The organism is Corynebacterium minutissimum, from assembly GCF_016889765.1.
Classification (GTDB): domain Bacteria; phylum Actinomycetota; class Actinomycetes; order Mycobacteriales; family Mycobacteriaceae; genus Corynebacterium; species Corynebacterium minutissimum_B.
The window spans coordinates 984,571-1,007,743 of sequence record NZ_CP069533.1 but is presented as its reverse complement, the minus strand read 5'-3'; the positions used below and the strand labels follow the sequence as shown (position 1 = coordinate 1,007,743).

Genomic DNA, 23,173 nt, shown 5'->3' with positions numbered 1-23,173 from the left:
CGTGGAATGGACGTGGTCCGGATATGACAAAGCCGGCCACGATGGTGGAACATCGAGCCAGCTTAGTCAGGGTTTGTTTGAAGTGTCCTAGCGGGTGGTGGTGATGACCGTGTCACCCGCAGTTGCGTGCTTCAGGCCAGCCGGGGTCACGGTAGCCAGAGCCTTGGTGTTGGTGACAGCCAGAACGATGGTGGTGTCATAACCGGCTGCGCGAACCTTGTCGAAGTCAACGGTGGCCAGAAGTTCACCCTTCTTCACGGTGTCGCCCTTCTTGACAGCCGGGGTGAAACCCTCGCCCTTCATCTTCACGGTGTTGACACCGATGTGGACGAGAACCTCCACGCCGTCCTCGGTCTTGATGCCGTAGGCGTGGCCGGACTTCATAGCGCTCACCACGGTGCCGGATACGGGGGAGTAGACGTCGTTGTTCTCAGGGAGGATGCCGACGCCATCGCCAAGGGTGCCAGCCGAGAAGACCGGGTCATCGATCTCGGCCATCGGGACAACCTCGCCGGCGGCAGGGGAGGCAATGTCGGTGGTGGTGCCAGCGGCTGGCTCAGCGGTCTTGGCTGAGGTATCTGCCTTAGTGGCGGTTGCAGTGGTCGCACCTGTAGCGCCGGCGCTTGCGGCTGCGGTAGTGGCGGCAGGGGAGACGTCGCCAAGCACGGCGTCATCCGTATTGACGGTGCCGTTGGCCTCACCGCGCTCGGTGGCCTCGCGTGCGGCCTTGGCCTCAGCGCGCTCCTCCGGGGTGCGGTAGTCGGTGAAGAAGATGAGCAGGAAGGCGACGATGAAGGCCACTGCGATGGAGATGGCGTACTTAGCCATCGGGGTAAAGACCGGGATGGTCAGGACGGAGGTAAAGACGAAGGCATTCGTCGTAATGCCGTTCGTGCCCAGCGTCAGCAGCGCCACGGTGAGACCACCGGCGAAGCAGCCCACGAGCATGCGCGGGTAAATCCTCTTGTAGCGCAGGTGAATACCGTAGAGGGAAGGCTCAGAAATACCACCCAGCAGACCGGCCAGGAGAGCAGAAGCGGAGGTCTGGCGCATCACGGTGTCGCGATCACGGATGGACAGAGCCAGAACACCTGCGGTGGCACCGAAGCAGGCGAAGTTCCATGCACCCATCGGGCCCTGGATGAAGTCATAGCCCAAGGTCTGGATGTTGACCAGCATGAGGGCGTTGAGCGGCCAGTGCAGACCAAGCGGGACGAGGAACGGGTAGAGCATCGGGATGGCCAGGGCGAAGACGAACGGAGCGTTGTCATTCATCCAGGACAGGCCCGCGCCAATGCCGTTACCGGCCCACACGCCGAACGGGCCAATGATGAAGGCGGTCAACGGGATAACGAATAGCAGGGTCAGGAACGGGACGAAGACCATGTGGACCGCGGACGGGATGATCTTCTGGAAGCCCTTGTAGAACAGTGCCGCCACGGCCGCCATGATGAGCGGAACGAAGACGTTTCCGCCGTAGTCCTGCAGCTGCAGTGGCAGGCCGAAGATGTCGATGGAGCACTGCTCAGCCTTCAGCGTTTCGTTGGTGAGGCACTGTACAGCCGGGTTGTCTTTGAGACCGGTGAACTCCGGGGTGAACATTGCGAGCATGACTGCAGCGGGAACCCAGGGGTCGATGCGCAACTTCTTGCCGGCGTTGTAGGCCACCATCACAGGCAGGAAGAAGAAGACGGAGCGCCACATGGCGTCGACAAAAATCCACGAGGCGGGTTTATCCTCAGCGCGGAAATCAACAACGCCGATGGCATCCAGTACTGCGGCAAAGGCGATGACGAGGGACGCGCCCAACAACACGCCGAGGATGGGGCGGAAGGAATCCGAGAGGTACTCGAAGAAGGCGTCCATCCACGGCAGCTTGCCCTTGGACTTAGCGCGCGCGGCGGCCTTGACATCATCGTTGGACTGGCCGCTGGACTGGCTCCGGTTCTTCATTTGGGGAAGAGCCTTGATGTGGTCGTACACGGTGGCTACGTCGCCACCAATGACCACCTGGTAGTTGCGGCCGCCCTGCGGCACGGCACCCATGACCTTGGGGATGGACTCGAGTGCTTCCTTATCTACTTTGGAGGTATCAGCCAGCTCAAAGCGCAGGCGGGTGGCGCAGTGCGTGAGAGAGGTGATGTTCTCCGCTCCGCCGATGCCATCCAGGATGGCCTCGGCTGCCGAGCGAACGTCAGTCGACATGAGAATCCTTTCGCAAGTAAAGGGCCTGTGAAAACCACAAAAGACCTAGGCCACAATGGTCCATAGCGAACCATCCCCACGCGGCTACGAGTGGGGAGCCTAGGTCTTGCCCGAAGTAACAATCCTGCTAAGGAGCCTACTCCGAAGACCTCACGGGGGACAAGTCTTTGTGGAATAGCGCACTTTTTGTTAATGGGTGTGCTGTTGTGCAGGGTAGACGTGGTTCGGGGTGTTGAAGGATTGCGGCGAGGATGGTCATGTTGCCGTAGTGTGAAAGTGTCACTGTGTGCCCTGTGTGTGAGCGGGGGTACACGCCTTCCCTGTAGAGAAAGGTTGCATATGCCCATCACGTCCTCACGTAAATCTGCATTCATTAGCGTCATCGGGCGCGGCTTCGATGACTTGGGCGTTGAGTCTGTGGCGCAGGAACTCGGCGCCACCTTCGCCAAAGTCGATGACTTGGGTACAGAACTCAGCCAAGTCCTAGAAAACGCCCCGGAGGGCGACCTTGTCCTCCAGGGCACTGGCGTCATGGATTTCGATGCCAAGGCAGCTGCTGCCCTGGGCCTGCCGTTTGTGCTCATCTCCAATGCCCCTGCCCGTACCGCTGAGCTGGCACTTGATCACGCGCGCTCGGTCGGTGCCACTGTCGTGGGTGCGCTGACTGATGTCTCCTCCGTTCCTGGTGCGCTTTCTTCCCTGGAAGAAATCGAGCCCTACATGTCTGCAGAACTTTTCCAAAAGCAGCTCTTGGACCAAGCTCGTGAGGTTGGCGCCCACATCGTCCTGCCGGAAGGTGAGGACGACCGCATTCTTGAGGCCGCCGGTGAGCTCATCAAGGGCAAGGTGGCGAAGCTGACGATTTTGGGTGATGGGAACGTCGAGAAGCGCGCCCAGGAACTCGGGATTGACCTGTCCGGCGTGGACATCATCAACCACCTGGAGTCCCCGCTGGTAGAGGAATTCGCGGCGGACTTTGCGGAGCTGCGTAAGAAGAAGGGCGTGACGCTGGAGCAGGCGCGCGAGACCATGAAAGACGTGTCCTACTTCGCCACGATGATGGTGCACAAGGGCTTGGCTGACGGCATGGTCTCCGGTGCGGCGCACACCACCGCACACACCATCAAGCCCTCCTTCCAGATCATCAAGACCAAGCCGGAGGCCTCCGTAGTTTCCTCCATCTTCCTCATGGTCATGCCGGGCCGACTGTGGGCCTTCGGCGACTGTGCCGTGAACCCGAACCCGACGCCGGAGCAGCTCGGTGAGATCGCCATCGTGTCCGCGCAGACCGCGGCCCAGTTCGGTCTCGATCCGCGCGTGGCGTTGCTGTCCTACTCCACCGGTACTTCTGGTGCTGGTCCGGACGTGGAAAAGGTTGTACAGGCAGTCGAGGTGGCCAAGGGTATTGATTCCTCCGTTGCCGTAGACGGTCCGTTGCAGTTTGATGCTGCGTGTGACCCAGGCGTGGCTGCTAAGAAGGCGCCGGAGTCCCCGGTGGCTGGTCAGGCTACGGTCTTCGTCTTCCCAGACCTGGAGGCAGGCAACATTGGCTACAAGACCGCACAGCGCACCGGTGGTGCCCTGGCTGTGGGCCCGATCCTGCAGGGCCTCAACAAGCCGGTCAATGACCTGTCCCGTGGTGCGACCGTTCCGGACATCATCAACACGGTAGCTATCACCGCTATCCAGGCAGGGGTGAAGTAAATGGCGTACGTACTCGTTCTGAACTCCGGCTCCTCCTCGGTGAAATTCCAGCTGGTGGACCCGGACAGCACCGCGACCGATACCCCACTGGTCTCAGGTTTGGTGGAACAGGTTGGTGAGCCGCATGGTGCGGTGACCGTCAAGACCGGTGGTGAGGAATACAAGGAAGAACTGGAGATTCCTACTCACTCCTTCGGCCTCGACCGCGCGTTCAGCATCATGCACGAGCACGGGGTGGGCCCGACGGACGTAGAGGTCATCGCCGTTGGCCACCGTGTTGTCCACGGCGGCCGCCTGTTCAGTGAGCCGCAGCTCATCGTGGACCAGATTGAGTCCATGATTGAGGACCTTATCCCGCTCGCCCCGCTGCACAATCCAGCAAACCTGGACGGCATCCGTGTGGCCCGCAAGCTGCTGCCGGATATTCCGCACGTGGCGGTCTTCGATACGGCCTTCTTCAACGGCATGCCGCCGGCTGCAGCGCTCTACGCCATCAACAACGATGTGGCCTCGCAGTACGACATCCGCCGCTACGGCTTCCACGGCACCTCCCACGAGTTCGTGTCACAGCAGGTGCCGAAGCTGCTCGGCCGCGACCCGGAGCATACCCACCAGATCACGCTGCACTTGGGCAATGGTGCATCTGCCGCGGCTATTCGCAACGGCCGCCCGATTGATACCTCGATGGGTCTGACCCCGCTGGCTGGTTTGGCCATGGGCACTCGTTCCGGTGACATCGACCCGGGTATCATTTTCCACCTTTCGCGTCAGGCGGGTATGTCCATCGATGAGATTGACAACCTGCTCAACAAGCAGTCCGGTGTGAAGGGCATTGCGGGGGTCAATGACTTCCGCGTGCTGCGTGAGCGCATAAACAACGAGGATCAGGATGCCTGGCTGGCCTACAACATCTACATTCACCAGCTGCGCCGTTTCATTGGTGCTTACATGATTGCGCTCGGCCGCGTGGATGCCATCACCTTCACCGCTGGTGTGGGCGAGAACGACACCGAGGTTCGCCAGGATTCGCTGTACAACCTCGACATGTACGGCATTGACTTCGATAAGGAAGCGAACTTGGTGCGCTCCAAGGAGCCACGCATGATTTCGACGGCTGAGTCGCAGGTCAAGGTCTTCGTTGTTCCGACGAACGAGGAACTGGCGATTGCCCAGAAGTCCGCGGGCATTGCGGCCATGGCCCGGGAGGCTGGCCTGTACTAGGCCTTCTGGGGATAGCACCTACCGCGGCACACCGCTAGAAGAGAGTGACTGGACGGACCTTGTTGGCGAGGTCCACCAGCGCGTAGCGGTGGCGGGAGAAGGGGGCCTGACGGGCCAGCGCGCGCAGGGTATCGGCGAGGCCATAGCGCAGGCCGCGTTGGGTAAAGGGGAACTCGAAGAGGTCGTTGGGGGAAGCTGCGGCATCGAGGTCGGCGTCACGTAGGAAGGTGAGGGCGGCCGAGATGACGGCGATCTTGATTTGTAGGAAGCGTGGCTCGTTCTGCGGAATCTCCTCCAAGCGGCGGGCGGCGCGGCGGATGCGAGACTCGGACAAGTCGTGGACGATGAGCTGCAAAATCGTGGTAAGGCGCGCCATGCGGTGGTGGCGCGAAGCGTTCGGCACTTTATCCAGTGTGGCCACGGCGAGCTCCACTTGGTGCTCGGCGCGCAGCTGGCGGGCCAGGCCGAAGGCAGAGGAGACCGTCGTGGGGTTGGTAGCCCACACGATGCCGTAGAGACGCATCGAGTTGAATCGCAGATGAGCAGGATCGTCGGTGACGTGGTCCCAGATACCGGGTTGGTCCTCAAAAGCCTCATTCGGGAGATCCGCCAACGAGGCGGTGAGGTTGGCGCAGGCGCGGGCCACGGAGGCATCGATAAGCGCTGCTTCTGAATATCCCAACTGTTGGAGGATCAGTTCATTGACTGCGCCAATGGCCAGCTTTGGTGCGGCTTCACCAGGCAGGATGTCGAGAACGTAGGCGAAATGAGCCTGGGCGTCGCGGTACTTATCCAGTAGCAGTTCCGCCACGCCGGAGTACCAATGGAAGCGCCAATCGTTGTCGAGGCGGTCTTTGATGGAGGCCAGCCATTCTCGGGCTTGGCCGATGTAGCCGAGGTCAATCATGGCGCGCACCACGCCGAGGGGGATTTCCGCGGACTCCTCGTACTCAGGAGTTTGCATGGCCTGGCGGAGGGTTTCTAGGGCTTCCTGCGGCTCGGTGTAGGAAGAACCCTGGAGGAGGGAGGCGCCGACGTCGGAACGGATGATGAGCGGGGCAGGTAGGGCGGAGACGACCTCGGGGGCGGTGATGCGGACGGTGCGGTCGATGCCGTCGATAAGCTGGTCCGTGCGGAAGACCAAGTGCTTGGTGCCGAAAGTCGTACGTTGTGGGGAAAAGACCGAGTGCTGGGCCGGGTGCTGGATGCCATCGCGGAGAGCAATGACCTCACGCAGCACGCCGAAGAGCTGATCGCGCAGCTCAGACACGGAACGAAAACGCTTGTCCGGATCCGGGTCCGTGGCGCGCAGCAGCAGGCGGTAGAAGGAAAGGTAGCGGCGCAGGAGCGGCTCCTCGGTGGGGGAGGGAAGGCCCGGCTTGTACACGCCATCTTCCACCGGAAGCTTGAGCACCAAGCAGGCGAGAGTGCGGCCGATGGTGTAAATATCGCTGGCCACCGACGGGCCCTTGGTGGCAATCTCCGGGGCCTGGAAACCTTGCGTGCCGTAGATGTGGCCGAAGGCGCCGATGCCGGAGACAGCGCCCAGGTCAATGAGTTTGACCTGGTCCTCGGTGACGATGATGTTGGATGGTTTGAGGTCGTTGTAGACTACCCCGCGGGCGTGCAGATAATCCAAGGCGGGGAGGATCTCCAGGATGTAGGCAATCGCCGTGTCGACCGGGAAGACATCATCCTCCTGGTGGTTGCGGCGGTTCTTGAGGGAGGGGCCGCCGACGTATTCCATGACGATGAAGCCGCCGGGCACGCGGGCATCATCGATGAAGTTAAAAATCTTGACGATGTTCGGGTGGGTAATATCCGCCAGGAACTCGCGCTCCGATTCCGCCGTGGCGGTTTGCTCGGCGGAGTTCTCAGCCTGCATGCCCTTGAGCACGACGATGCGCCCGGAGACAAAGTGGTCGTTGGCCAGGTAAATCCAGCCCAGGCCGCCGTGGGCGAGGACGCCGAGGATTTCGTACTGCTCAGCCACCATGTCCCCCGGCTTCAGCTGCGGCGGTGCAATGCGTGGTGAATCTTCGGGGTCAATAAGGGCATCCTGCGGGTTGCCGGGTACCACGAAGGGCAGCGTGGCCATGCCATCGGCTACCTCGCGGTCGGTGCGCTTGGTGGTGCGGCGCTGGCGGAAGGTGTCAATAGCGCGGCGCCGCGATGCATGCGAGGGATCTTCGGCCTTGCGGCGGTCACGCAGCTGGCCCAGTTCCTCGATGAGGGCGGCGATGTTATCGGAATCAACGATTTCGCCGTCGCCTGGCGTGGTCGTGCCTCGAGCGGGGTCGCTTGGTGTGGCGCCGCGGGATACCTGGCTGGTTGGAGCGCCGTCCGCGCCGGAGTGAGAAGGCGTGGGGAAAACAAAGTTGCCGTCCTCGTCCTCGTCTTCGTCGTCAGCGAAAGGATCATAAGGCACGGCGGCGGTGGCATCGTGTGCGTCGGTGAGGTTGCTGTGGGGGCTTTGCGCGCCGTCGCTGCTGGTGAAGCCTGAGCCGTTCCCTTCGGCCTCTTCTCCGTCTTCGTCGTCGGCGAAAGGATCGAAGGGGACGGCTTCCGTCGCGTCATTGATGTCGTTGTGGGCAGCCGTGGGCTGAGGGTCCGGATCGTGGTCCTCAGGGGTGAGGTGGTCGAGCTCATCCTCGGTGAAACGGTGGCTCATGGGCGTGCCTCCTTTGCGGACGTGGACTCGTTCTCGGTCGCGGGTGGGGCCTCGTTGAGGTACTTCGGCTCAGGGAGCGTGGGGCGCTCCATGTAGTCGCCCAACCAGGAGTAGAAGAGCTTCAGCCACGTGCCGTCCGAGCGGATGCGCTCCAGAGTGGAATTGACCTGCCGGATAAGTGGACGGGAATCATAGGACGCATCGGGCTTGCGCACGGCCACACCATAGCTCTGGGTCTCCAAGGCATCGCCGACGATTTCAGTGTAGGAATCCTGGGCCAACATGCCGGAGAGTAATGCATCATCGACCACGATGCCGTCGGTTTGACCAAGCTGCAAGGACATGAGGCAATCGCCCCAGGCGCGGGTCTCCAAAATATCGGCTTTCGGCGCGTGCTTGCGGATGGCATTGACCATGGTCGAGCCCTTCGCCGCGCACAGAGTGAGACCGGCGGTATCCGCCACGGAATGAATACCGGAGTTCTTGAGCACGAGCAAGCGGGCATCCGTTTTCATATAGGGGATGGAGAAGGCGACTTCGAGCTGGCGCTGCGGGCTAATCGTCATTGTGCGGATGACCATGTCCACCTGGCGGTCATTGAGGGCCTTGGCGCGGTCGGAGGCTTCCACGAAGCGGAAATCCACCTTGGAGGGATCCCCGAAAATGTCGCGGGCGATTTCGCGAGCGATGTCCACCTCAAAGCCGCGAAGTTCACTAGTGGCGGTGTCGCGGTAGCTCAGCAGGTTATTCGAACGGTCCACGCCCACGATGAGACGGCCGCGTTTGATGATCTCCGGCACGCGTTCCTTGGGCGTTTTATCGTCCGGACGGTAGGAGCCATAAGGCTCGGCCTCGCTCTCCGTGTCGGCTTCGCCCGCGCCGGCAGGCTCGATAATGGCATCTTCCGGCAGTGGTGGGCCGGGCGTGGAATGGGTATCTGCGCTCGTGGACAGTACCGGTGTGGGGGCAGTGGTGTGGGTTGATTCGCAGGCACTGAGGCTGAGGGAGAGGGTAACCAACGGGATCGTCGCAAAGCACAGGCGTTTCATTAGAGGTACTCCTGCAGACGTGGACGAATGCCCAGCCACACCGCGATGATGGCGCCGAACGTGGCCAGTGAGACGCCGGTGGACACCAAGGTCATGGCGTTGAGGCCCTGCATGAGGTACTCGCGCATGGACTCGCGGGCTTCGTCGATAAGGAGCGCCAGCGAATTGTCCACGGCGTTGAAGGCACTCGCGGCGGTAGGTTCCCCATCCGGGTCGATGGCTGTGGCTTGATACACAGCGGTGTCGTAGTTACCCGTGGAGAGGCTGTCCATGAAGGCCTCGTGGGTGACGGCCCAGTCTTCCACTGCTCGCTGCGCTTGGGGGATAAGAGCGGGGTTCGAATCCTCGCCCAGGGCTTGCTCATAATCTCGCAGCGCATGGTTGACGGAATAGACCGTGGAATTGAAGTGCACGGACATATCTTCCTGGGAGGAACGCAGGACCAGCGCGAGAGTCTCAGAGGTGCGCATCTGCTGGGCTTCGATCCGGGAGGCGGTGAGGGAATCCCAGGGGCGCGAGACTGTCTCGAATCCCTGGTGGCCCGAGGCCCACGTGGCAAAGTTCGCAGCGGAAGCCCACACGAGGGCGATGAAGAGCAGGCTCGTGGCCAGCACGAACCCGCGGTTTAGGCGGCGACGGGTGAGGCGCCACAGCCACCACTGCGCCAAGCCCAAGAAGATGAGTGCGGCCACAAGGCCGGAGAGCGGTACCCACTGCGGGCGGGTGAGGCGCTGCTGCTGATGGGTGACCTTTTCCGAGGTCAGGGTGAAGAGCTCCGCTGCGGCAGGCAGAATGCGCGTACGCATGAGTGCTGAGGCATTCGACATGTACGAGTTCGCCACGGCGTTGCCCGCGCGGTGGTTGACACGAGCTTTCTCCACGAGGGCGGTGTAGACGGGCAGCTCACGCTGGATGAAGGTGACGAGCTCGCGCACGCGTTCATCATCGGCCGAGGAGCCCACGACGGATTGGGTTGCGGCTACCGCGGCGGCGTCTATGGCCTCGTTGTAGCGCTCGCGGTTGCCTACCGGCTCCACGCCGGCTTGGACGAAGCCGGTGGTGGCCACCGTATCCGCTAGGGAAAGGTTGGTGTAGAGGTGGTGGGCCGCATTCGACATGGGCTCCGTGGAGGTCAGCAGGGCATCGAGATCATCGTGGCGCGCGGCCGACGAGGAGGACATGGAAAACCCTGCTGCGGCTAGGGCCACAGTGAGGATGAGCGTGAGGGTGAATAGTTTGCCCGGGGTCGTGGCGGCGAAGCTGTAGAGGCGCCGGACCAGGCGCGCCGGGCCGGCGAAGGAGCTCATGGCCAGCTGTGTGGGGCGGCTAAACGCGGGCGCGGCAGGTTCAGTGACATCATCGAGCCAATGATCGCCCCACGATTCGGGGGAGTGCTCGCGCAGTTCGGTGGCCGGGCCGGTCATTCCCTTAGGATAGCGCCCTTGACCTCAAAGTGGGTATAGATTGGAGGCATGTGTGCACACGTAAACCCAGAAATTTCCGGCGACGGATGGGCCGAAGGTCCGGGCGGGGTTCCCGTGTGGGGCAAATTCGGGGCAGCGGGACTTTTCCTCGTAGCGGGCAACGAGGTGCTGCTGCAGCATCGCGCCACGTGGACCAACAACGGTGGGACGTGGGGAATCCCGGGCGGAGCGCGCGATAAGCCGGAAACTGCCGAACAGGCTGCGCTGCGTGAGACCGAGGAGGAAACGGGTGTGGCTGCGGCGGACGTGGAGGTCCTCGAATCCATCGTCACCGCGGGACCCTTCGCTGGTGGGTGGACCTACACCACGGTGTTGGCGCGTACGGTGACGGGCGAGCGCTTGCCCACGACTCCCAATGAAGAATCCGCCGAGCTGCGCTGGGTGCCGTTCGACCAGGTAGAAGCGTTGGAGCTGATTCCGCCTTTCCGGGAGGCGCTACCGCAGCTGGTGGCACGCTATGGCGAATTGAGCGGCTAATGCAGGCATGTGGCAGGAAGCTGTGGCACGCTGTAGGTCATGATTGAAGTAGCCGGACTGACAAAACAGTATAAGTCTGTTCGCGCCGTGGATGACCTCACCTTTCAAGTAGAGCCGGGCCAGGTAACCGGCTTCTTGGGGCCAAACGGTGCCGGAAAGTCAACGACCATGCGGATGATCCTGGGCCTTGACCGCCCCACAGCGGGTACGGCCTTGGTGCATGGCAAGCACTATCGTGAGCTCAAGCACCCGTTGCGGGAGGTGGGCGCGCTTCTCGACGCTAAAGCGGTCCACGCCAACCGCTCCGCCGCTAACCACTTGAAGTGGATGGCACAGTCCAACGGTATCCCGACCTCCCGCGTGGATGAGGTGCTGGGGCTCGTGGGACTTTCCAATGTCGCCGGTAAGAAAGCCGGCGGCTTCTCCCTAGGTATGGGCCAGCGCCTTGGCTTGGCCGCGGCATTGTTGGGCGACCCAGGTGTGCTGATCCTGGATGAGCCGGTCAACGGCTTGGACCCGGAAGGTATTCGCTGGGTGCGCTCCCTCGTCCGCGCGCTTGCTGCGGAAGGCCGCACGGTGCTCATTTCTTCCCACCTTCTGTCGGAGATGGCGCAAACTGCGGATCACCTTGTGGTCATTGGGCGTGGGCGGTTGATGGCGAACCAGCGCACTTATGACTTTGTCAAGGACAACTCTTCTGCCTCAGTTGTCGTGCGATCGGAACACCTGCGTGAATTCGGCTTTGCGCTGAAGGAGGCCGGGGTGGCGTTCTCTACGTCTACTGATGAGGAGCAGCGCCCAACTCTGGTTATCCCGGATCAGACCACTGACTTCGTGGGCCAGCTGGCCTACTCCACTGGAGTGCCGCTGACCGAGCTCACGTTGCACCGCGCCTCCCTTGAGGAGGCCTTTATGAAGATGACCACGGATGCGGTGCAGTATCAGGCCCAGAAGGAGGTCACCACCAATGTTTCTTAATACGCTGCATGCTGAGTGGACCAAGCTGCGCACAACGAAGTCCTTCTGGTGGACCACTGGTCTGATTTTCGTCATCATCACGGGCTGGACCTTGCTCAACTCGCTTAATGCGGGCGAGGCTGTACTGGGCATTAGCCCGCTGCAGCCGAATGCGCTGGCGGCGATTCTCCTGGTGCTGATCGTGCCGATTCTCATGATTCAGGGCGCGATGGTGATTACCACTGAGTACCGTCACAAGACCCAAACCGTGACGTTCATGGCCAATCCCAACCGCTGGACGGTGGCGCTGGCCAAACTGTTGCTCTATGGCGTGATTGCTGCCCTCATCCTGTTCTTGGGAGCGGTCTACATCTTTGTCTTGGCGGATATGACCGCCAACGAATCCGCTGCGGAGGCTTTCCAGCCTTTCTCGGATGAACGCGCTCAGCGCCTGCTGTGGGCCTTGCCCGTCGCTGGCTTCGGCGCGGTCATGTTTGTCCAGGGCTTGGGATGGTTGCTACGCCATACCGCGGGTACCGTCGCGATTTCGCTCATCCTCTACATGGGCATTGAGAACACCGTGCGCTTCCTGCCGGTAGTCGGTGACAAGATGATTCACTTCATGCCTTTTACTGCCTTTACCAACTGGACCATGGACGTGGTGGAGGACTCCGCGCCCTGGGATAGCGTCGGTATGAATGCGGTCGTCTTCTTCGGCTGGGCTTTGCTCCTGTGGATTCTCGGCATTGTGGCTGTGGAGCGCCGCGACGCGTGATCCGCTTTCCCCTCCTTGCAACCTTGGCGCTGTTGTCTGCAACAGCGCCTTTTGCGACGGATATGTACCTGCCGGTCATGCCGGCGATCGTGGCGGACCTCGGCACGACCCGCTCCATGGTTCAGCTGACCATCTCGGGCTTCTTCATCGGAATGGGCATAGGCCAGTTGCTCATGGGACCGCTGTCTGATGCCATTGGGCGCAAGCCACTGTTGCTAACTGGTGCAGCGTTGGCCCTGGCTGCGTCGGTGCTGGCGGCATTGGCTCCCAGCGCCATTATCCTTGTGGTTGCTCGCCTGCTCCAGGGGCTCGGCGGCGGTGCCTGCGTGGTGCTCGCGCGTGCCGTTGTTCCTGACCTTGTCCACGGTGCCGCCGCGGCGAAAGCCTATTCACTGCTTATGGCTCTGCAAGGAATTGCCCCGGCGGTGGCCCCCGTCCTAGGCGGCGTGCTGGCGGAGCCGCTGGGCTGGCGTGGCATCTTCTGGGTTCTGGCCGGCCTTCATGCGCTGCAGCTGATTCTGGCCTGGTTCATCGTCCCGGAGACCGTGACAGTCCATTTCCGCTCAGATTCGGCTCGTTCGAGTTTGGCCCGTACTGTTGCCGGCAACTACTGGGCAGTTATCACCAACGGCCGAGTGTGGGCCTACCTCGTTACCATGGCCTTCGGCTTCTGCTCGATGTTTTGCTACATCTCAGCCTCGGCCTTTGTCCTTCAGGACCAATGGGGCTTCTCGCCCCTGGCGTATTCGCTGATTTTCGGTGTGAATGCCGTGGGGCTCTTTGCCGCCACGCTGGTGAACTCGCGTGCTATGGACTCCGTCTCCCCGGCTTTCATGCTGCGCAGTGGTGTCGGGGGCATCGTGGTGTGCGCGCTGCTGTTGCTGCTTACGGTCATGGCGAACGCGCCGGTGTGGCTGTCCCTCAGCGTGCTCTTCGCCTGCATCGCGCCGACGGGTTTCATTATGGGCAACGCCACCGCCTTGGCCACCGGGCTGATGCGCTCCCGCGCCGGCAGCGTCTCCGCCATCCTGGGCTTTGGCCAATCCCTGCTGGCCAGCGTGGTGAGCCCGCTTATGGGGCTCGGATCCAACCCAGCTCTCACCATGGCGCTTGGCATGGTAGCTTGCGGATTTGTGTCTCTGTTCGGGCTTTGTACTTCCTCACGTCTAGCTGGTTGACTTCTGGTGTAGCGAGACTGATTTTGGTGGCGGAAAGTGTCCGCGCTCCGCATTACGAGAGTCACCTTGAGGACCATGATTGCCAGCGCAAATGTGTATCATGAGCGGCATGTCCACTCCCCGCCTTGCCGAGCTGCGACTGCGCAGGTTTAAATCGTTTCACGATGCCGTACTCACACTACATCCGGTGACTTTTCTTACAGGCCTAAACAGCTCCGGCAAGTCGAACGCCTTAGACGGGCTTGAGGTTTTGTCGCGGTTATCGTCGGGCTCGGAGCTCAGCGATGCTCTTGACGGACGTATGACGCACGCAGGGCCAATTAGAGGAGGCTCCCGTGGTTGTGCACCACACGGCGAAGATAGTTTTGAACTGGGCTGCACTGTCGAAGCCGGAAAAGATATCTTTCGCTATGACGTAGAAATACAGGTGCTTCCGGAACTGCGAGTGCTTAAGGAAAGCCTGGTGGGGCCAGGGTACTCCGAAAAAAATGGGGTCAGAACTAAAGAAGCAGAGCTTTTTAAGACCCAACCTGCGGCAGATAAGCTCGCTGGGATTTATGCGGAGATTTTCAATGGAAAGCGTGGCGCAAATCCAGAAACTCTTATGCGGGACTCCCGTCTAATTCTTGGGCAGGTAAAGGCAGTTCTTGCAGGGAAAAACCGTGCGGAGAATTCGGTGTTGAAGGGCGCATCGATTGTGAGTACTGCACTTCGATCTGTGTTTCACCTCGACCCAGTGCCAAGTCTTATGCGCAACTACGTTGCGAAGAAGAACGCTCAGCTCAAACGCAGCGGCGAAAACCTTTCGGCGGTACTTTGGCAATTACGAAAGGATTCGCCTGAAACCTTCCGCGATTTAGGGCAGTTGGCTGCACACGTTACCGGAGTGGACTCTACTTTGGATTTTATTGACACTCAGCTGGACGAAGTGATGCTTACTCTTGTCGAGCACTTTGCGGATGGTAGGCATGAAAGCACACCCGCACGTGAAATGAGTGATGGGCTTCTTCGATTCCTGGCGATTGCAACGGCATTAAAAACAGCTCCCAGGGATTTGGATATCGAGCAGCCTCTTTCACGCGGGGATGATGTGGAAAGCGCCGTAGCGCAAATCGTGGTCGAGGAAATGGAAAACGGTCTCCACCCGTCACAGGCACAAAGAGTTATGCATATGCTTAACGAATCAGCACACAAGCATGACTCTCAAGTTCTTGTAACAACCCATAGCCCCGCGATTTTGGATCAGATTTCTGGTGAAACTAACGGTCAGGTTGCGGTGTGTTACCGAGATGAGAAAACCGGGAATAGTGAACTTTCACCATTGGTGGAACTTCCGGATTTCGTGGACTCTATTTCGAAACACAGTCTGGGAGCTGCTGTAACTGCCGGCGAATTGGTCGATGACACCGATACGAAGGCTAGCTTTGACAACCTGAATAAGCTTTTTGGGATTGGCTGATGCGCGTTTACTTCATTGACACTTCGGTTCTGGATAATCTGCTTGAGATTCCGAAAAAGAGCCAGGATCGAGAACAAGTGAAAAACGACTTTTCGAAGCGTCAGTCCGAAAACTCTAGGTTTATCTTGCCTATCACCGCTGTCATCGAAACTGGAAATCATATTGCGCAGCTTTCGGATGGTCAGGTAAGGCGCGCTATTGCGGAAAAGTTCTCGCAGATGCTCGAGCTGACCGCGCAACGGCAAGCCCCGTGGATACTGCATGACTTTCAGTGGAACAAGGAATTTATAACTGAGTTAATTTCACAACGTCGAGCTGGCCAAACGATGGTGGAATTGATGATGCAGCAGGTCGGTGGTGGGGACCTTTGCATTTTGACAGAAAGAGAGCTGTACAGGCGCGCTACCGGAATAACCGCAGAGGTGTGGACGTATGACACCATGCTCGCCAGTAGTACCTAAGGCGAGTGCGTGAGCACTGGGCACGTGATCGCACGCTACTGCAGGGCCGAGGTCAGGCGCATGACGTTATCCACGTAGCGGCGCAACAGCCCGCGCTTGTTCCATTCCTCGAGGGTCAGCTCGTGGCAGACCTTCTTGTAGTTGATGGCTAACTGGGCGAAGTCATCAATGAGGTCGCCCTTGGCCACGAGCATCGTGGATTCGTAGTTCAGGCCAAAGGAGCGCATGTCCATGTTGGAGGAGCCGAACATGCACAGCGGTTCGCGCCCCGGAAGGTTCGGGTCCGCGAGGATGAACTTGGAATGCAGCACGAAAGGTTCAGGGAACTGGAAAATCCGCACGCCCGCCTCGAGGAGGGCCTGGTAGTAGGAGGACTGTGCATGGTCGACCATGAACTGGTCGGCCTTCGCTGAGACGAGGAGGTCGACCTCCACATCGCGGTAACAGGCGGTGGTCACGGCTTCGAGGAGGGATTCATCCGGGATGAAATACGGCGAGCACAGTACCAGCTTGTCTTTGGCGTGGTGCACCACCGAGTTGAACATGCGCAGGTTGGGTTCCGTCGTGTAACCAGGGCCGGAGGGGACGAGCTGGAGGTGGTTGGAGTCTTCCGTCATGGCGTCGTCATAAGGCTGCATGTCGAGGGAGAGCTGTTCCTCAGACTCCAAGTACCAGTCCACCGCAAACACAGCTGCCAGCGAGGTCACGATTGGTCCGGTGAGTTCCACCATGTAGTCGATCCACGCGCGGTCTTTGGTTTTGTACTGGCGCTTGATGATGTTCATCGAGCCTAAGAACCCCGTGTGGCCATCGATGACCACGATCTTGCGGTGATTGCGCAGGTCGGGGCGGCGGAAGCGGCCCTTGTGTAGCTGTAGTGGCAGCATGAGGCGCCAATCCACGTCAATGGCGGTGAGGCGTTTGCCCAGCGTGCAGTAGCCCTTGTACTTGTAGCTGCCAATCTGGTCTAGCAGCAGCTTGACCTCCACGCCGCGTTCGCGGGCACGTTTCAGTGACTGGAAGAAGATGTCGGTGACCTCATCCCAGGACTGGATATAAATCTCGATGAGCACGTATTTTTCCGCACGGTCGATGGCCCGGGCCATGGCCATGATGGCCTCATCATAGGAGGCATGGAGCCCCTTATTGTGGCCGATGAGTGCCGGGTGGCCGGTGAGGTTGCGGTTGAGCTGAATGAGCGATTCGATTTCGGGGGAAAGCCTGCCCTCCGGGTGATTGGGGGTGGAGGCGGTGACGTCACTGATGAGCTCGTTGGCCTCTTGCTGGATGCGGTGACGCCGTCGGTTGATGTACGGCGAGCCCATAAGCAAGAAGAGCGGCAGGCCCACGAGGGGCAGCACAAGAATTGCCAGCAGCCAGGCAGTGGAGCTGGACGGACGGCGCCCTTCGGGAACGACACCAATGGCGATGATCTTTATGCCGTAGTCAAGGAACAGCAGCGCGAGCTGCCATGCGGAGAGATCAATATTCAGGCTCATCAGTGTTTAATGCACCTAACGCACCGAAGCGAAATCAGGGACGTCAAAATCTGCAATGAGCGGCACGTGGTCCGAGGTTTTATCGCCGGCGCGCTCCACCAGGTCCACGTGGGCTCCCTGTACGAGGCGAGCAAGTGGCTCGCTGGCTAGCTGGAAGTCAATGCGCATGCCTTCGTTCTTCTGGAAACGCAGCGACTTGTAATCAAAGTATGTCCAGCGCTCTTTCTCCGTAAAGCGGCGCGTGACCTCCTCCACGCCAGCTTCCTCGAGCATCTGGAAAGCTGCGCGTTCCGGTTCGGTGACGTGCGTCTTACCGCGGAAGAGGCTGATATCCCACACGTCTTCATCGCGCGGAGCAATGTTGAAGTCACCAGTGAGCAGTAGCTTCGAGTGCGCGCGGGTTTCCACGTAGCGCGCCAGCGCGTAGAGGAATTGCAGCTTGTAGTCGTAGTGCCGGTCCGTAATCTCGCGCCCGTTAGGGATATACAGCGACCAGATCTCCACCCCGCGGATGCGCGCGGACACCGCCCGGGCCTCACGTTTGTGCTCCTTCGCCGGGTCCTTGTGGAACCCTGGCTGCCCAGGGAAGAAGGTCTGGACCTCCTCTGGCTCATCCTTGGACACAATAGCTACGCCGTTCCATTGGTTTAGCCCGTGGCAGGTGACGTGATAGCCGGCCTCTTCGAAAGGCTCGCGCGGGAACTTCTCATCCGTCACCTTGGTCTCCTGCAGGCAGAGCACGTCAATGTCGTGCTTGGCCAGCAGGTCCACCGCGCGGTGCGCGCGGGTGCGGACGGAGTTGATGTTCCACGAAGCGATGCGCATGTGATTCAGGGTACTTGAGGCGCGCGGCAGGCGTAACGGTGGCGGTGTTGCTCAATAAAGCCAAGCTTCTGGTACAGCCTGATACCTGCGGTATTGTGCGCTACTACCTGCAAGTATGCCTTCTGTGCGCCGTTGTTCTTTCCCCACGCGAGCATGTGCGCGCCCAAAGCAGTGCCCAGTCCCTTGCGCCGCCAGCCTTCAGCCACCTCCACGGCGGAATAGCCTAGCCACACCGTGCCATCGCCGGATTCAGTGAGCGTGCCGCGCGTAATCGCAATCGTCTCGCCTGCATCGGATAGCAGCCGCCCAAAGCCCATGGTGCCCTCAATGTGGTTGCGCAGATACTCCAGCGCCAGCGGCGGGAGCGCCTGGCCGCGGAAATGATACAAGTCGAGCCAGGCATCATCGGGCTGCTTATCGATGACACAGTGGACGTCGCCAAGCTCCGGCACCTGCTCCAGATCCCGGACCATGACGAGGATCTCTGGCTCCAAGGACCATCCCTCCGGCTCCGCGGCGACGAGCTTCTCAGCAGACTTGCCGATGCGCTCCGGGATGGCCAGGCGCGTCGGCAGTCCGTGGCGGTCGTAGAAAGCATCGATTTCCTCGATGGGGATAGGCAGGAAACCTGCAGACGGGCCCAGCGGCACCGCCGAATTAGAACGCCCCGTGACGCCATCGCCCGCGCGCATGAGCCACTGCCCATCAGAGGTCCACGCATGTTCTTTGCCGGGGAAGGCAGCCGCGGTGGCGACTTCGACGGCGCGTATATCGGAGTTGCGTACCGTACGCGGTGAGAGGCGTTTAATAATCTTCAGCTGCTCCGGCGGAATCTCCACGGCGTCGAGCGATGAGGGGTAGCCGCCCACCTCCTGCGGGCGGATGATTAGCGGATCAAGGCTCAACACGTGGCCAATCACGTCGCTGTGCACGTCCCCGAAATCACGCCGGGCCACCACACGCTCACCTACGGAGACGTCATCGGAGCGGAAGATGCGGGACATTAGTCGTCGTGTCCGAAGGGATCCTCGTCCTCGCCCGGCAGCCAGGTGAGGCCAGCTTCGGTCCAGCCGTTGCGCTTAATGGTCTTCTTGGCCTGGCGTTTGTAGCGGCCGGTGAGAACGTCGGTGTAGACAAAACCGTCGAGGTGGCCGGTCTCGTGCTGCAGCATGCGGGCGAAGAAACCGTAACCTTCGATGGAGATGTCCTCGCCCTTCTCGTTCTTGCCAGTGACGCGCGCCCAGTCCGCACGGCCGGTGGGAAAGCCCTCACCCGGAACGGAGAGGCAGCCTTCGTCGTCGGAGCCGTCATCGGCGGGCATGGTCTCCGGAATTTCGGAGGTCTCCAGTACCGGGTTGATGACGCAGCCGCGGCGCATGCCGCCCTCGGGTAGTTCGGTGCCGTCAGGCCCGTCAGTGTCGGGGCAGTGGTAGACAAAGAGGCGCTTGTTCACGCCAATCTGATTGGCGGCCAGGCCCACGCCGTGCGCGGCATCCATGGTCTCGTGCATGTCCGCGATGAGCTCCTGCAGCTCGGGCGAATCGATGGCTTCGGTCACCGGCTCGGTCGGGTTGTGAAGGACCGGGTCGCCGTGGATAACGATGGGACGAATAGTCATGACATACAGTTTAAGCATGCAGTCCCTGTCAGACCTAGACGCCGCCATTTTGGAGTTCGAGTCCCGCGCCCCGCGCGATATCGGCGCCAAGGAGGAGGCCATCCGCACGCAGCTGGATATCTCGCCGGTGCGTTATCACCAACGTCTCAACGTGCTTCTCGACGTCCCCGCGGCCCACTCTTCCTACCCCCTCCTCGTTGCTCGCCTGCGCCGGCTTCGCGACGCCCGCGAGGACGTCCGCCGCGCCGCCCGCTCCACGGGCGACTAGGCACGCCGCCCGCTCCACGGGCGACTAGGCACGCCGCGCGTGGCAATGCGCCGCGCTACCACTTTTGGCTACTAGAGTTTCCTGTGTGACTAATGTGAATCCGGAAAACTCTGCTTCGCCCGCTTCCTCCGCTGCGCCTGCCTCCGCTGCGTCTGCGCCCAAGCTGCCCGTGCGTGGCCTCGCGATGGTGCTCATCGCCGTGGCTGTCATGCTCGGCATGTGGGGGCTCTACGCCATGACCTCTGATAAGTCTGAAAATGTCGCCTCCGAGGGCGCTAACGACGCCGCGGTTACCGGCCCCGCCAACGGCGGTGCCGAAGGCGAGAACCAAGGCGGCGCGGCCGGTGGAGGTGAGGATGCAGCCGAGAGCGGCAACACCGCCGGCGGTGCTGATACCGCCGACGGTGCGAACCGTGCTGAGGGCGCGGACCGCGCAGAAGGCGCAGATAAGGCTGCCGATGATGCCAAGGCAGGCGAGGATGCTGAAGCCGGTAACCGCGCGGAGAGAGGTGCTGCCCCTGACCGTCAGCAGGCAGATATCCCGGTCAACGTCTACAACAACTCCGGTCGCGCCAACTACGCCGCCGACGAAGCTGAGCGCCTTAAGTCCGAGAAGTTCAACGTCTCCGAGGTGGGCAACCTGAGCGGTGACGTTCTCGTCGCACCGCAGACCACCATCTACTACCCGGAGGGCGACGCCGCAGCGGAGAACCTGGCCAAGGAATTGGCAGCCCAGTACTACGGCGGCAACGTTCCGGGCGGTGCCATCGCGCCGTACCCGGCCGAGCTGACCGGCGACTACACCAAGGGCGACGCCGTCGTCGTGGTCCTCGCAGTTCCGCAGGCCTAAGGAATAAAATCTTATTAGATTCATCCACCTGACAGATACGATAGACAGGTGAATAATCCGGAGGAGAAGTTCGCCCGCTCCCCTGAGCCCACGCTCGGGGTCGAGTGGGAGGTAGCACTCGTTGACCCAGTGACCTGGGATCTCGTGCCGCGTGGTGCCGAGCTTATTGATGCCGTCCGTGCCGCCCACCCCGGCATCCACGTGGAAAAGGAATTCCTCCAGAACACCGTGGAACTCGTCACCGGGGTATGCGCGACGGTACCGGAGGCGATGAGGGATTTGGAGGCGTCGCTCAGCGCAGTGCGCGAAGCGGCCGCAGCCATGGACGTGCGCCTGTGGGCTTCCGGCGGGCACCCCTTTACGGACTTCCGGAAGAACCCGGTGTCCGATAAGCCCGCCTATTCCGAAATTATCAACCGAACCCAGTATTGGGGGCAGCAGATGCTGCTGTGGGGAACGCACGTGCATGTGGGCATTCGCCACGAAGACCGGGTGTGGCCCATCATCAACGCCTTGATGACGAAGTACCCGCACCTGTTGGCCATCTCTGCCTGCTCCCCGGCATGGGAAGGGCTGGATACCGGCTACGCCTCCAACCGCACGATGCTGTACCAGCAGCTGCCCACCGCGGGTATGCCCTACCAGTTTGAGGACTGGTCGCAGTGGCAGTCCTACATGCGGGACCAGGCCATCTCTGGTGTCATCAACCACACAGGCTCCATGCACTTCGATGTCCGCCCGGCCTCCAAGTGGGGCACGGTGGAGGTGCGCATTTCCGACGCCGCCTCTAACCTTCGCGAGCTTTCCGCCATCGTGGCGCTCACGCACTGCCTCGTCGTTTACTACGACCGTCTGATCGATGCCGGTGAGCAGCTGCCGACCCTCCAGCCGTGGCACGTGGCGGAGAACAAGTGGCGAGGCGCGCGCTATGGCATGGACGCGTTGGTCATCACCTCACGTGCGACGGATGAGCGTTGGGTCAAGGACGAGTTAGCGGATCTCCTGGTTCAGCTGGCCCCGCTTTCTGAAGAGCTCGGCTGCGCCAAGGAGCTGCAGCTGGTGCAAGACATCATCGACGGCGGGGCGGGCTATGAGCGCCAGCGCCGCCTATATCAGGAGACCGGAAGCTGGCAGAAGGTAGTTAAGGCCACCGCGGACGAGATGGAGCAGCTGCTGCCGCTCGCTGTGGACTAAGCCTTCGACGCCGGAACCGCCGAGCCGGCCTTCGGGCGCGGGGCGATGAAGCCCCACAGGGCGTAGCCGGCGATGAAGAGGATGCAGGACAGCGTCCACAGGGACGTCGCCCACGGCTGGAAGGACGTCATCGAGTCGAGGTTGGCCGAGGACATGGAGAACCACACCGGCACCGACATAAAGGGCAAGGACACCACGAAGAGGGCGGCCAGCCCGGCCAGGGCGGCGAGTTGCTCGCCGAACTTACCGCTAACGCGCTCGCCCACCGCCTGGTTGACGGCAACGAAGACCATAATCACAAAGGGCAAGGTCCACACGAAGTGGTGGTACCACGAGAAGGGCGAGACCAAGCAGGTGCTAATACCCGTCAGCGCGAAGGCAGCGGTACGGTTGCCGCGCTTGTAGGCAGTGCGCAGTGCCAGGCACGTGAGCACGAAGATGACCAAGACTGCTAGCAGCCACAGGATTCCGCCGTCGATGCCCCACAAGCGGAACATGAGCGAGCGCAGCGACTTTGCGCCAGGGTTGGCATGTTCGCCGACGCGCGAGGAATTGAACATGGCGTCGGTCCAGAAATTCATGGCATCCGGCACAAAGAGGAAGCCCAGCACCACAGTGACCAGGAAGGTTACGACGGAGCCCACAGCGGCCCACCAGCGCTTCTCAAAGAGCAGTGCGAGGCCCATGTAGGCCGGCGTGAGCTTGATACCCGCTGCCAGACCGATGCCGATGCCGGGCAGGCGGCGTTTCATCGGCAGGAAGTCGAGCGCGACGAGGAACATCAGGAAAACATTGACCTGGCCGTAGTACAGGGAGCCATGCATCGTCTCATTCGCCGGCGTCAGCGCAGTGAGCAACACCGCGACCAGAACGGCCGCAGGCGTGAGCTTTACGCCGCGCTCGCGGAAAACCATCACCACGATGGCTAGGACTGCCAGGAACATCAAGGTCGGCCAGAGGATGGTGAGAGCATCTTTGCTGAAGAACGGCAGGACCTGGAAGAGAATTCCCGCAAACGGCGGGTAGGTGAAGGGGAACTCGTAGATATAAGGGGCGTCGTATAGCAGCCCGCCCGCGTTGAGGTCCTCGCCCGCCATGCGGTAAATAGCCAGGTCGAAGGGGAGGATGAACGTGAATGCCTTGTGGCCGTCGAACTGGATAATGCGGTAGACCATCACTGCGATCCCCAGCGCGAGGACAGCGCAGATCGTCGGGATGCCCTGCAGCTTCTTCACGGAAATTCTCCTCAGACGATGAAATGTGTCTCTAGGAGGATAT

Annotated in this window: 20 protein-coding genes; 11 read left to right on the top strand and 9 right to left on the bottom strand. The window is 61.0% G+C overall.

The genetic code is table 11. The features are described 5' to 3' along the window. Positions 1 to 87 precede the first annotated feature (87 nt). Positions 88 to 2,205: a glucose PTS transporter subunit IIA gene (locus I6J26_RS04680; protein ID WP_115023745.1), complete on the bottom strand. Its 2,118-nt coding sequence runs from the start codon at positions 2,203 to 2,205 to the stop codon at positions 88 to 90. Between the two features lie 339 nt (positions 2,206 to 2,544). Here I6J26_RS04680 and pta point away from each other — a divergent pair, with 339 nt between their 5' ends. Then, entirely contained in the window at positions 2,545 to 3,909 is a 1,365-nt protein-coding gene (gene pta / locus I6J26_RS04675) for a phosphate acetyltransferase (protein ID WP_115023742.1), read from the top strand. Next, positions 3,910 to 5,130, top strand: coding sequence for an acetate kinase (locus I6J26_RS04670; RefSeq protein ID WP_115023740.1), 1,221 nt, complete (start codon positions 3,910 to 3,912; stop codon positions 5,128 to 5,130). 34 nt (positions 5,131 to 5,164) lie between these two features. On the opposite strand, the gene I6J26_RS04665 is transcribed toward I6J26_RS04670, so the two are convergent. Genes I6J26_RS04665 through I6J26_RS04655 form a run of 3 tightly spaced genes read right to left on the bottom strand, consistent with a single transcriptional unit; the run spans position 5,165 to position 10,274 of the window. Further along, positions 5,165 to 7,801, bottom strand: coding sequence for a serine/threonine protein kinase (locus I6J26_RS04665; RefSeq protein WP_115023737.1), 2,637 nt, complete (start codon positions 7,799 to 7,801; stop codon positions 5,165 to 5,167). After that, the gene (locus I6J26_RS04660) at positions 7,798 to 8,850 is read right to left on the bottom strand and encodes a glutamate ABC transporter substrate-binding protein (RefSeq protein ID WP_115023734.1); all 1,053 of its coding nucleotides are present in this window, start codon (positions 8,848 to 8,850) and stop codon (positions 7,798 to 7,800) included. The genes I6J26_RS04665 and I6J26_RS04660 overlap by 4 nt, the downstream gene beginning before the upstream one ends. After that, on the bottom strand, positions 8,850 to 10,274 hold the full coding sequence (locus tag I6J26_RS04655; RefSeq protein WP_039676805.1) for a hypothetical protein: 1,425 nt from the start codon (positions 10,272 to 10,274) through the stop codon (positions 8,850 to 8,852). Before I6J26_RS04655 ends, I6J26_RS04660 begins: the two co-directional genes overlap by 1 nt. Before the next feature lie 48 nt (positions 10,275 to 10,322). Between I6J26_RS04655 and I6J26_RS04650 the strand changes: the two genes are divergently transcribed. From I6J26_RS04650 to I6J26_RS04625, 6 genes are all read left to right on the top strand, one after another. After that, the gene (locus I6J26_RS04650) at positions 10,323 to 10,811 is read left to right on the top strand and encodes an NUDIX domain-containing protein (protein ID WP_115023732.1); all 489 of its coding nucleotides are present in this window, start codon (positions 10,323 to 10,325) and stop codon (positions 10,809 to 10,811) included. A gap of 39 nt (positions 10,812 to 10,850) precedes the next feature. After that, positions 10,851 to 11,789 carry an ABC transporter ATP-binding protein gene (locus I6J26_RS04645; protein WP_115023729.1) on the top strand — a complete coding sequence of 313 codons (939 nt, stop codon included), beginning with the start codon at positions 10,851 to 10,853 and terminating at the stop codon, positions 11,787 to 11,789. Beyond that, a complete protein-coding gene (locus tag I6J26_RS04640; protein ID WP_115023726.1) occupies positions 11,779 to 12,543 on the top strand; it encodes an ABC transporter permease in 765 nt (254 codons plus the stop codon). Before I6J26_RS04645 ends, I6J26_RS04640 begins: the two co-directional genes overlap by 11 nt. Further along, positions 12,540 to 13,721, top strand: coding sequence for a multidrug effflux MFS transporter (locus I6J26_RS04635; RefSeq protein ID WP_115023724.1), 1,182 nt, complete (start codon positions 12,540 to 12,542; stop codon positions 13,719 to 13,721). The genes I6J26_RS04640 and I6J26_RS04635 overlap by 4 nt, the downstream gene beginning before the upstream one ends. 109 nt (positions 13,722 to 13,830) lie before the next feature. Further along, the gene (locus tag I6J26_RS04630; RefSeq protein WP_181815402.1) at positions 13,831 to 15,180 is read left to right on the top strand and encodes an AAA family ATPase; all 1,350 of its coding nucleotides are present in this window, start codon (positions 13,831 to 13,833) and stop codon (positions 15,178 to 15,180) included. Continuing rightward, positions 15,180 to 15,641 (top strand): hypothetical protein, encoded by a 462-nt coding sequence (locus tag I6J26_RS04625; protein ID WP_115023720.1) that lies wholly within the window; start codon positions 15,180 to 15,182, stop codon positions 15,639 to 15,641. The genes I6J26_RS04630 and I6J26_RS04625 overlap by 1 nt, the downstream gene beginning before the upstream one ends. 35 nt (positions 15,642 to 15,676) lie before the next feature. On the opposite strand, the gene I6J26_RS04620 is transcribed toward I6J26_RS04625, so the two are convergent. The 4 genes from I6J26_RS04620 to I6J26_RS04605 are packed head-to-tail and all read right to left on the bottom strand — an operon-like array spanning position 15,677 to position 19,583. Beyond that, positions 15,677 to 17,140 carry a phospholipase D-like domain-containing protein gene (locus I6J26_RS04620; RefSeq protein ID WP_115023718.1) on the bottom strand — a complete coding sequence of 488 codons (1,464 nt, stop codon included), beginning with the start codon at positions 17,138 to 17,140 and terminating at the stop codon, positions 15,677 to 15,679. 15 nt (positions 17,141 to 17,155) lie between these two features. Continuing rightward, entirely contained in the window at positions 17,156 to 17,965 is an 810-nt protein-coding gene (locus I6J26_RS04615; protein ID WP_115023716.1) for an exodeoxyribonuclease III, read from the bottom strand. 5 nt (positions 17,966 to 17,970) lie between these two features. After that, complete coding sequence (locus tag I6J26_RS04610) at positions 17,971 to 18,969, bottom strand: N-acetylglutamate synthase, CG3035 family (RefSeq protein ID WP_115023714.1); 999 nt, start codon at positions 18,967 to 18,969, stop codon at positions 17,971 to 17,973. Then, positions 18,969 to 19,583, bottom strand: coding sequence for a peptide deformylase (locus I6J26_RS04605; protein WP_039676856.1), 615 nt, complete (start codon positions 19,581 to 19,583; stop codon positions 18,969 to 18,971). The genes I6J26_RS04610 and I6J26_RS04605 overlap by 1 nt, the downstream gene beginning before the upstream one ends. A 16-nt stretch (positions 19,584 to 19,599) precedes the next feature. Here I6J26_RS04605 and I6J26_RS04600 point away from each other — a divergent pair, with 16 nt between their 5' ends. From I6J26_RS04600 to I6J26_RS04590, 3 genes are all read left to right on the top strand, one after another. Beyond that, on the top strand, positions 19,600 to 19,851 hold the full coding sequence (locus I6J26_RS04600) for a DUF3263 domain-containing protein (protein ID WP_115023712.1): 252 nt from the start codon (positions 19,600 to 19,602) through the stop codon (positions 19,849 to 19,851). An 85-nt stretch (positions 19,852 to 19,936) separates the two neighbouring features. Further along, positions 19,937 to 20,701, top strand: coding sequence for a LytR C-terminal domain-containing protein (locus I6J26_RS04595; protein WP_239121831.1), 765 nt, complete (start codon positions 19,937 to 19,939; stop codon positions 20,699 to 20,701). 48 nt (positions 20,702 to 20,749) lie between these two features. Then, positions 20,750 to 21,895: a glutamate--cysteine ligase gene (locus I6J26_RS04590; protein WP_115023710.1), complete on the top strand. Its 1,146-nt coding sequence runs from the start codon at positions 20,750 to 20,752 to the stop codon at positions 21,893 to 21,895. Here the strand turns inward: I6J26_RS04590 and I6J26_RS04585 are convergent. Beyond that, positions 21,892 to 23,130: a glycosyltransferase 87 family protein gene (locus tag I6J26_RS04585; RefSeq protein WP_115023708.1), complete on the bottom strand. Its 1,239-nt coding sequence runs from the start codon at positions 23,128 to 23,130 to the stop codon at positions 21,892 to 21,894. The genes I6J26_RS04590 and I6J26_RS04585 overlap by 4 nt on opposite strands. Between the last annotated feature and the right edge of the window lie 43 nt (positions 23,131 to 23,173).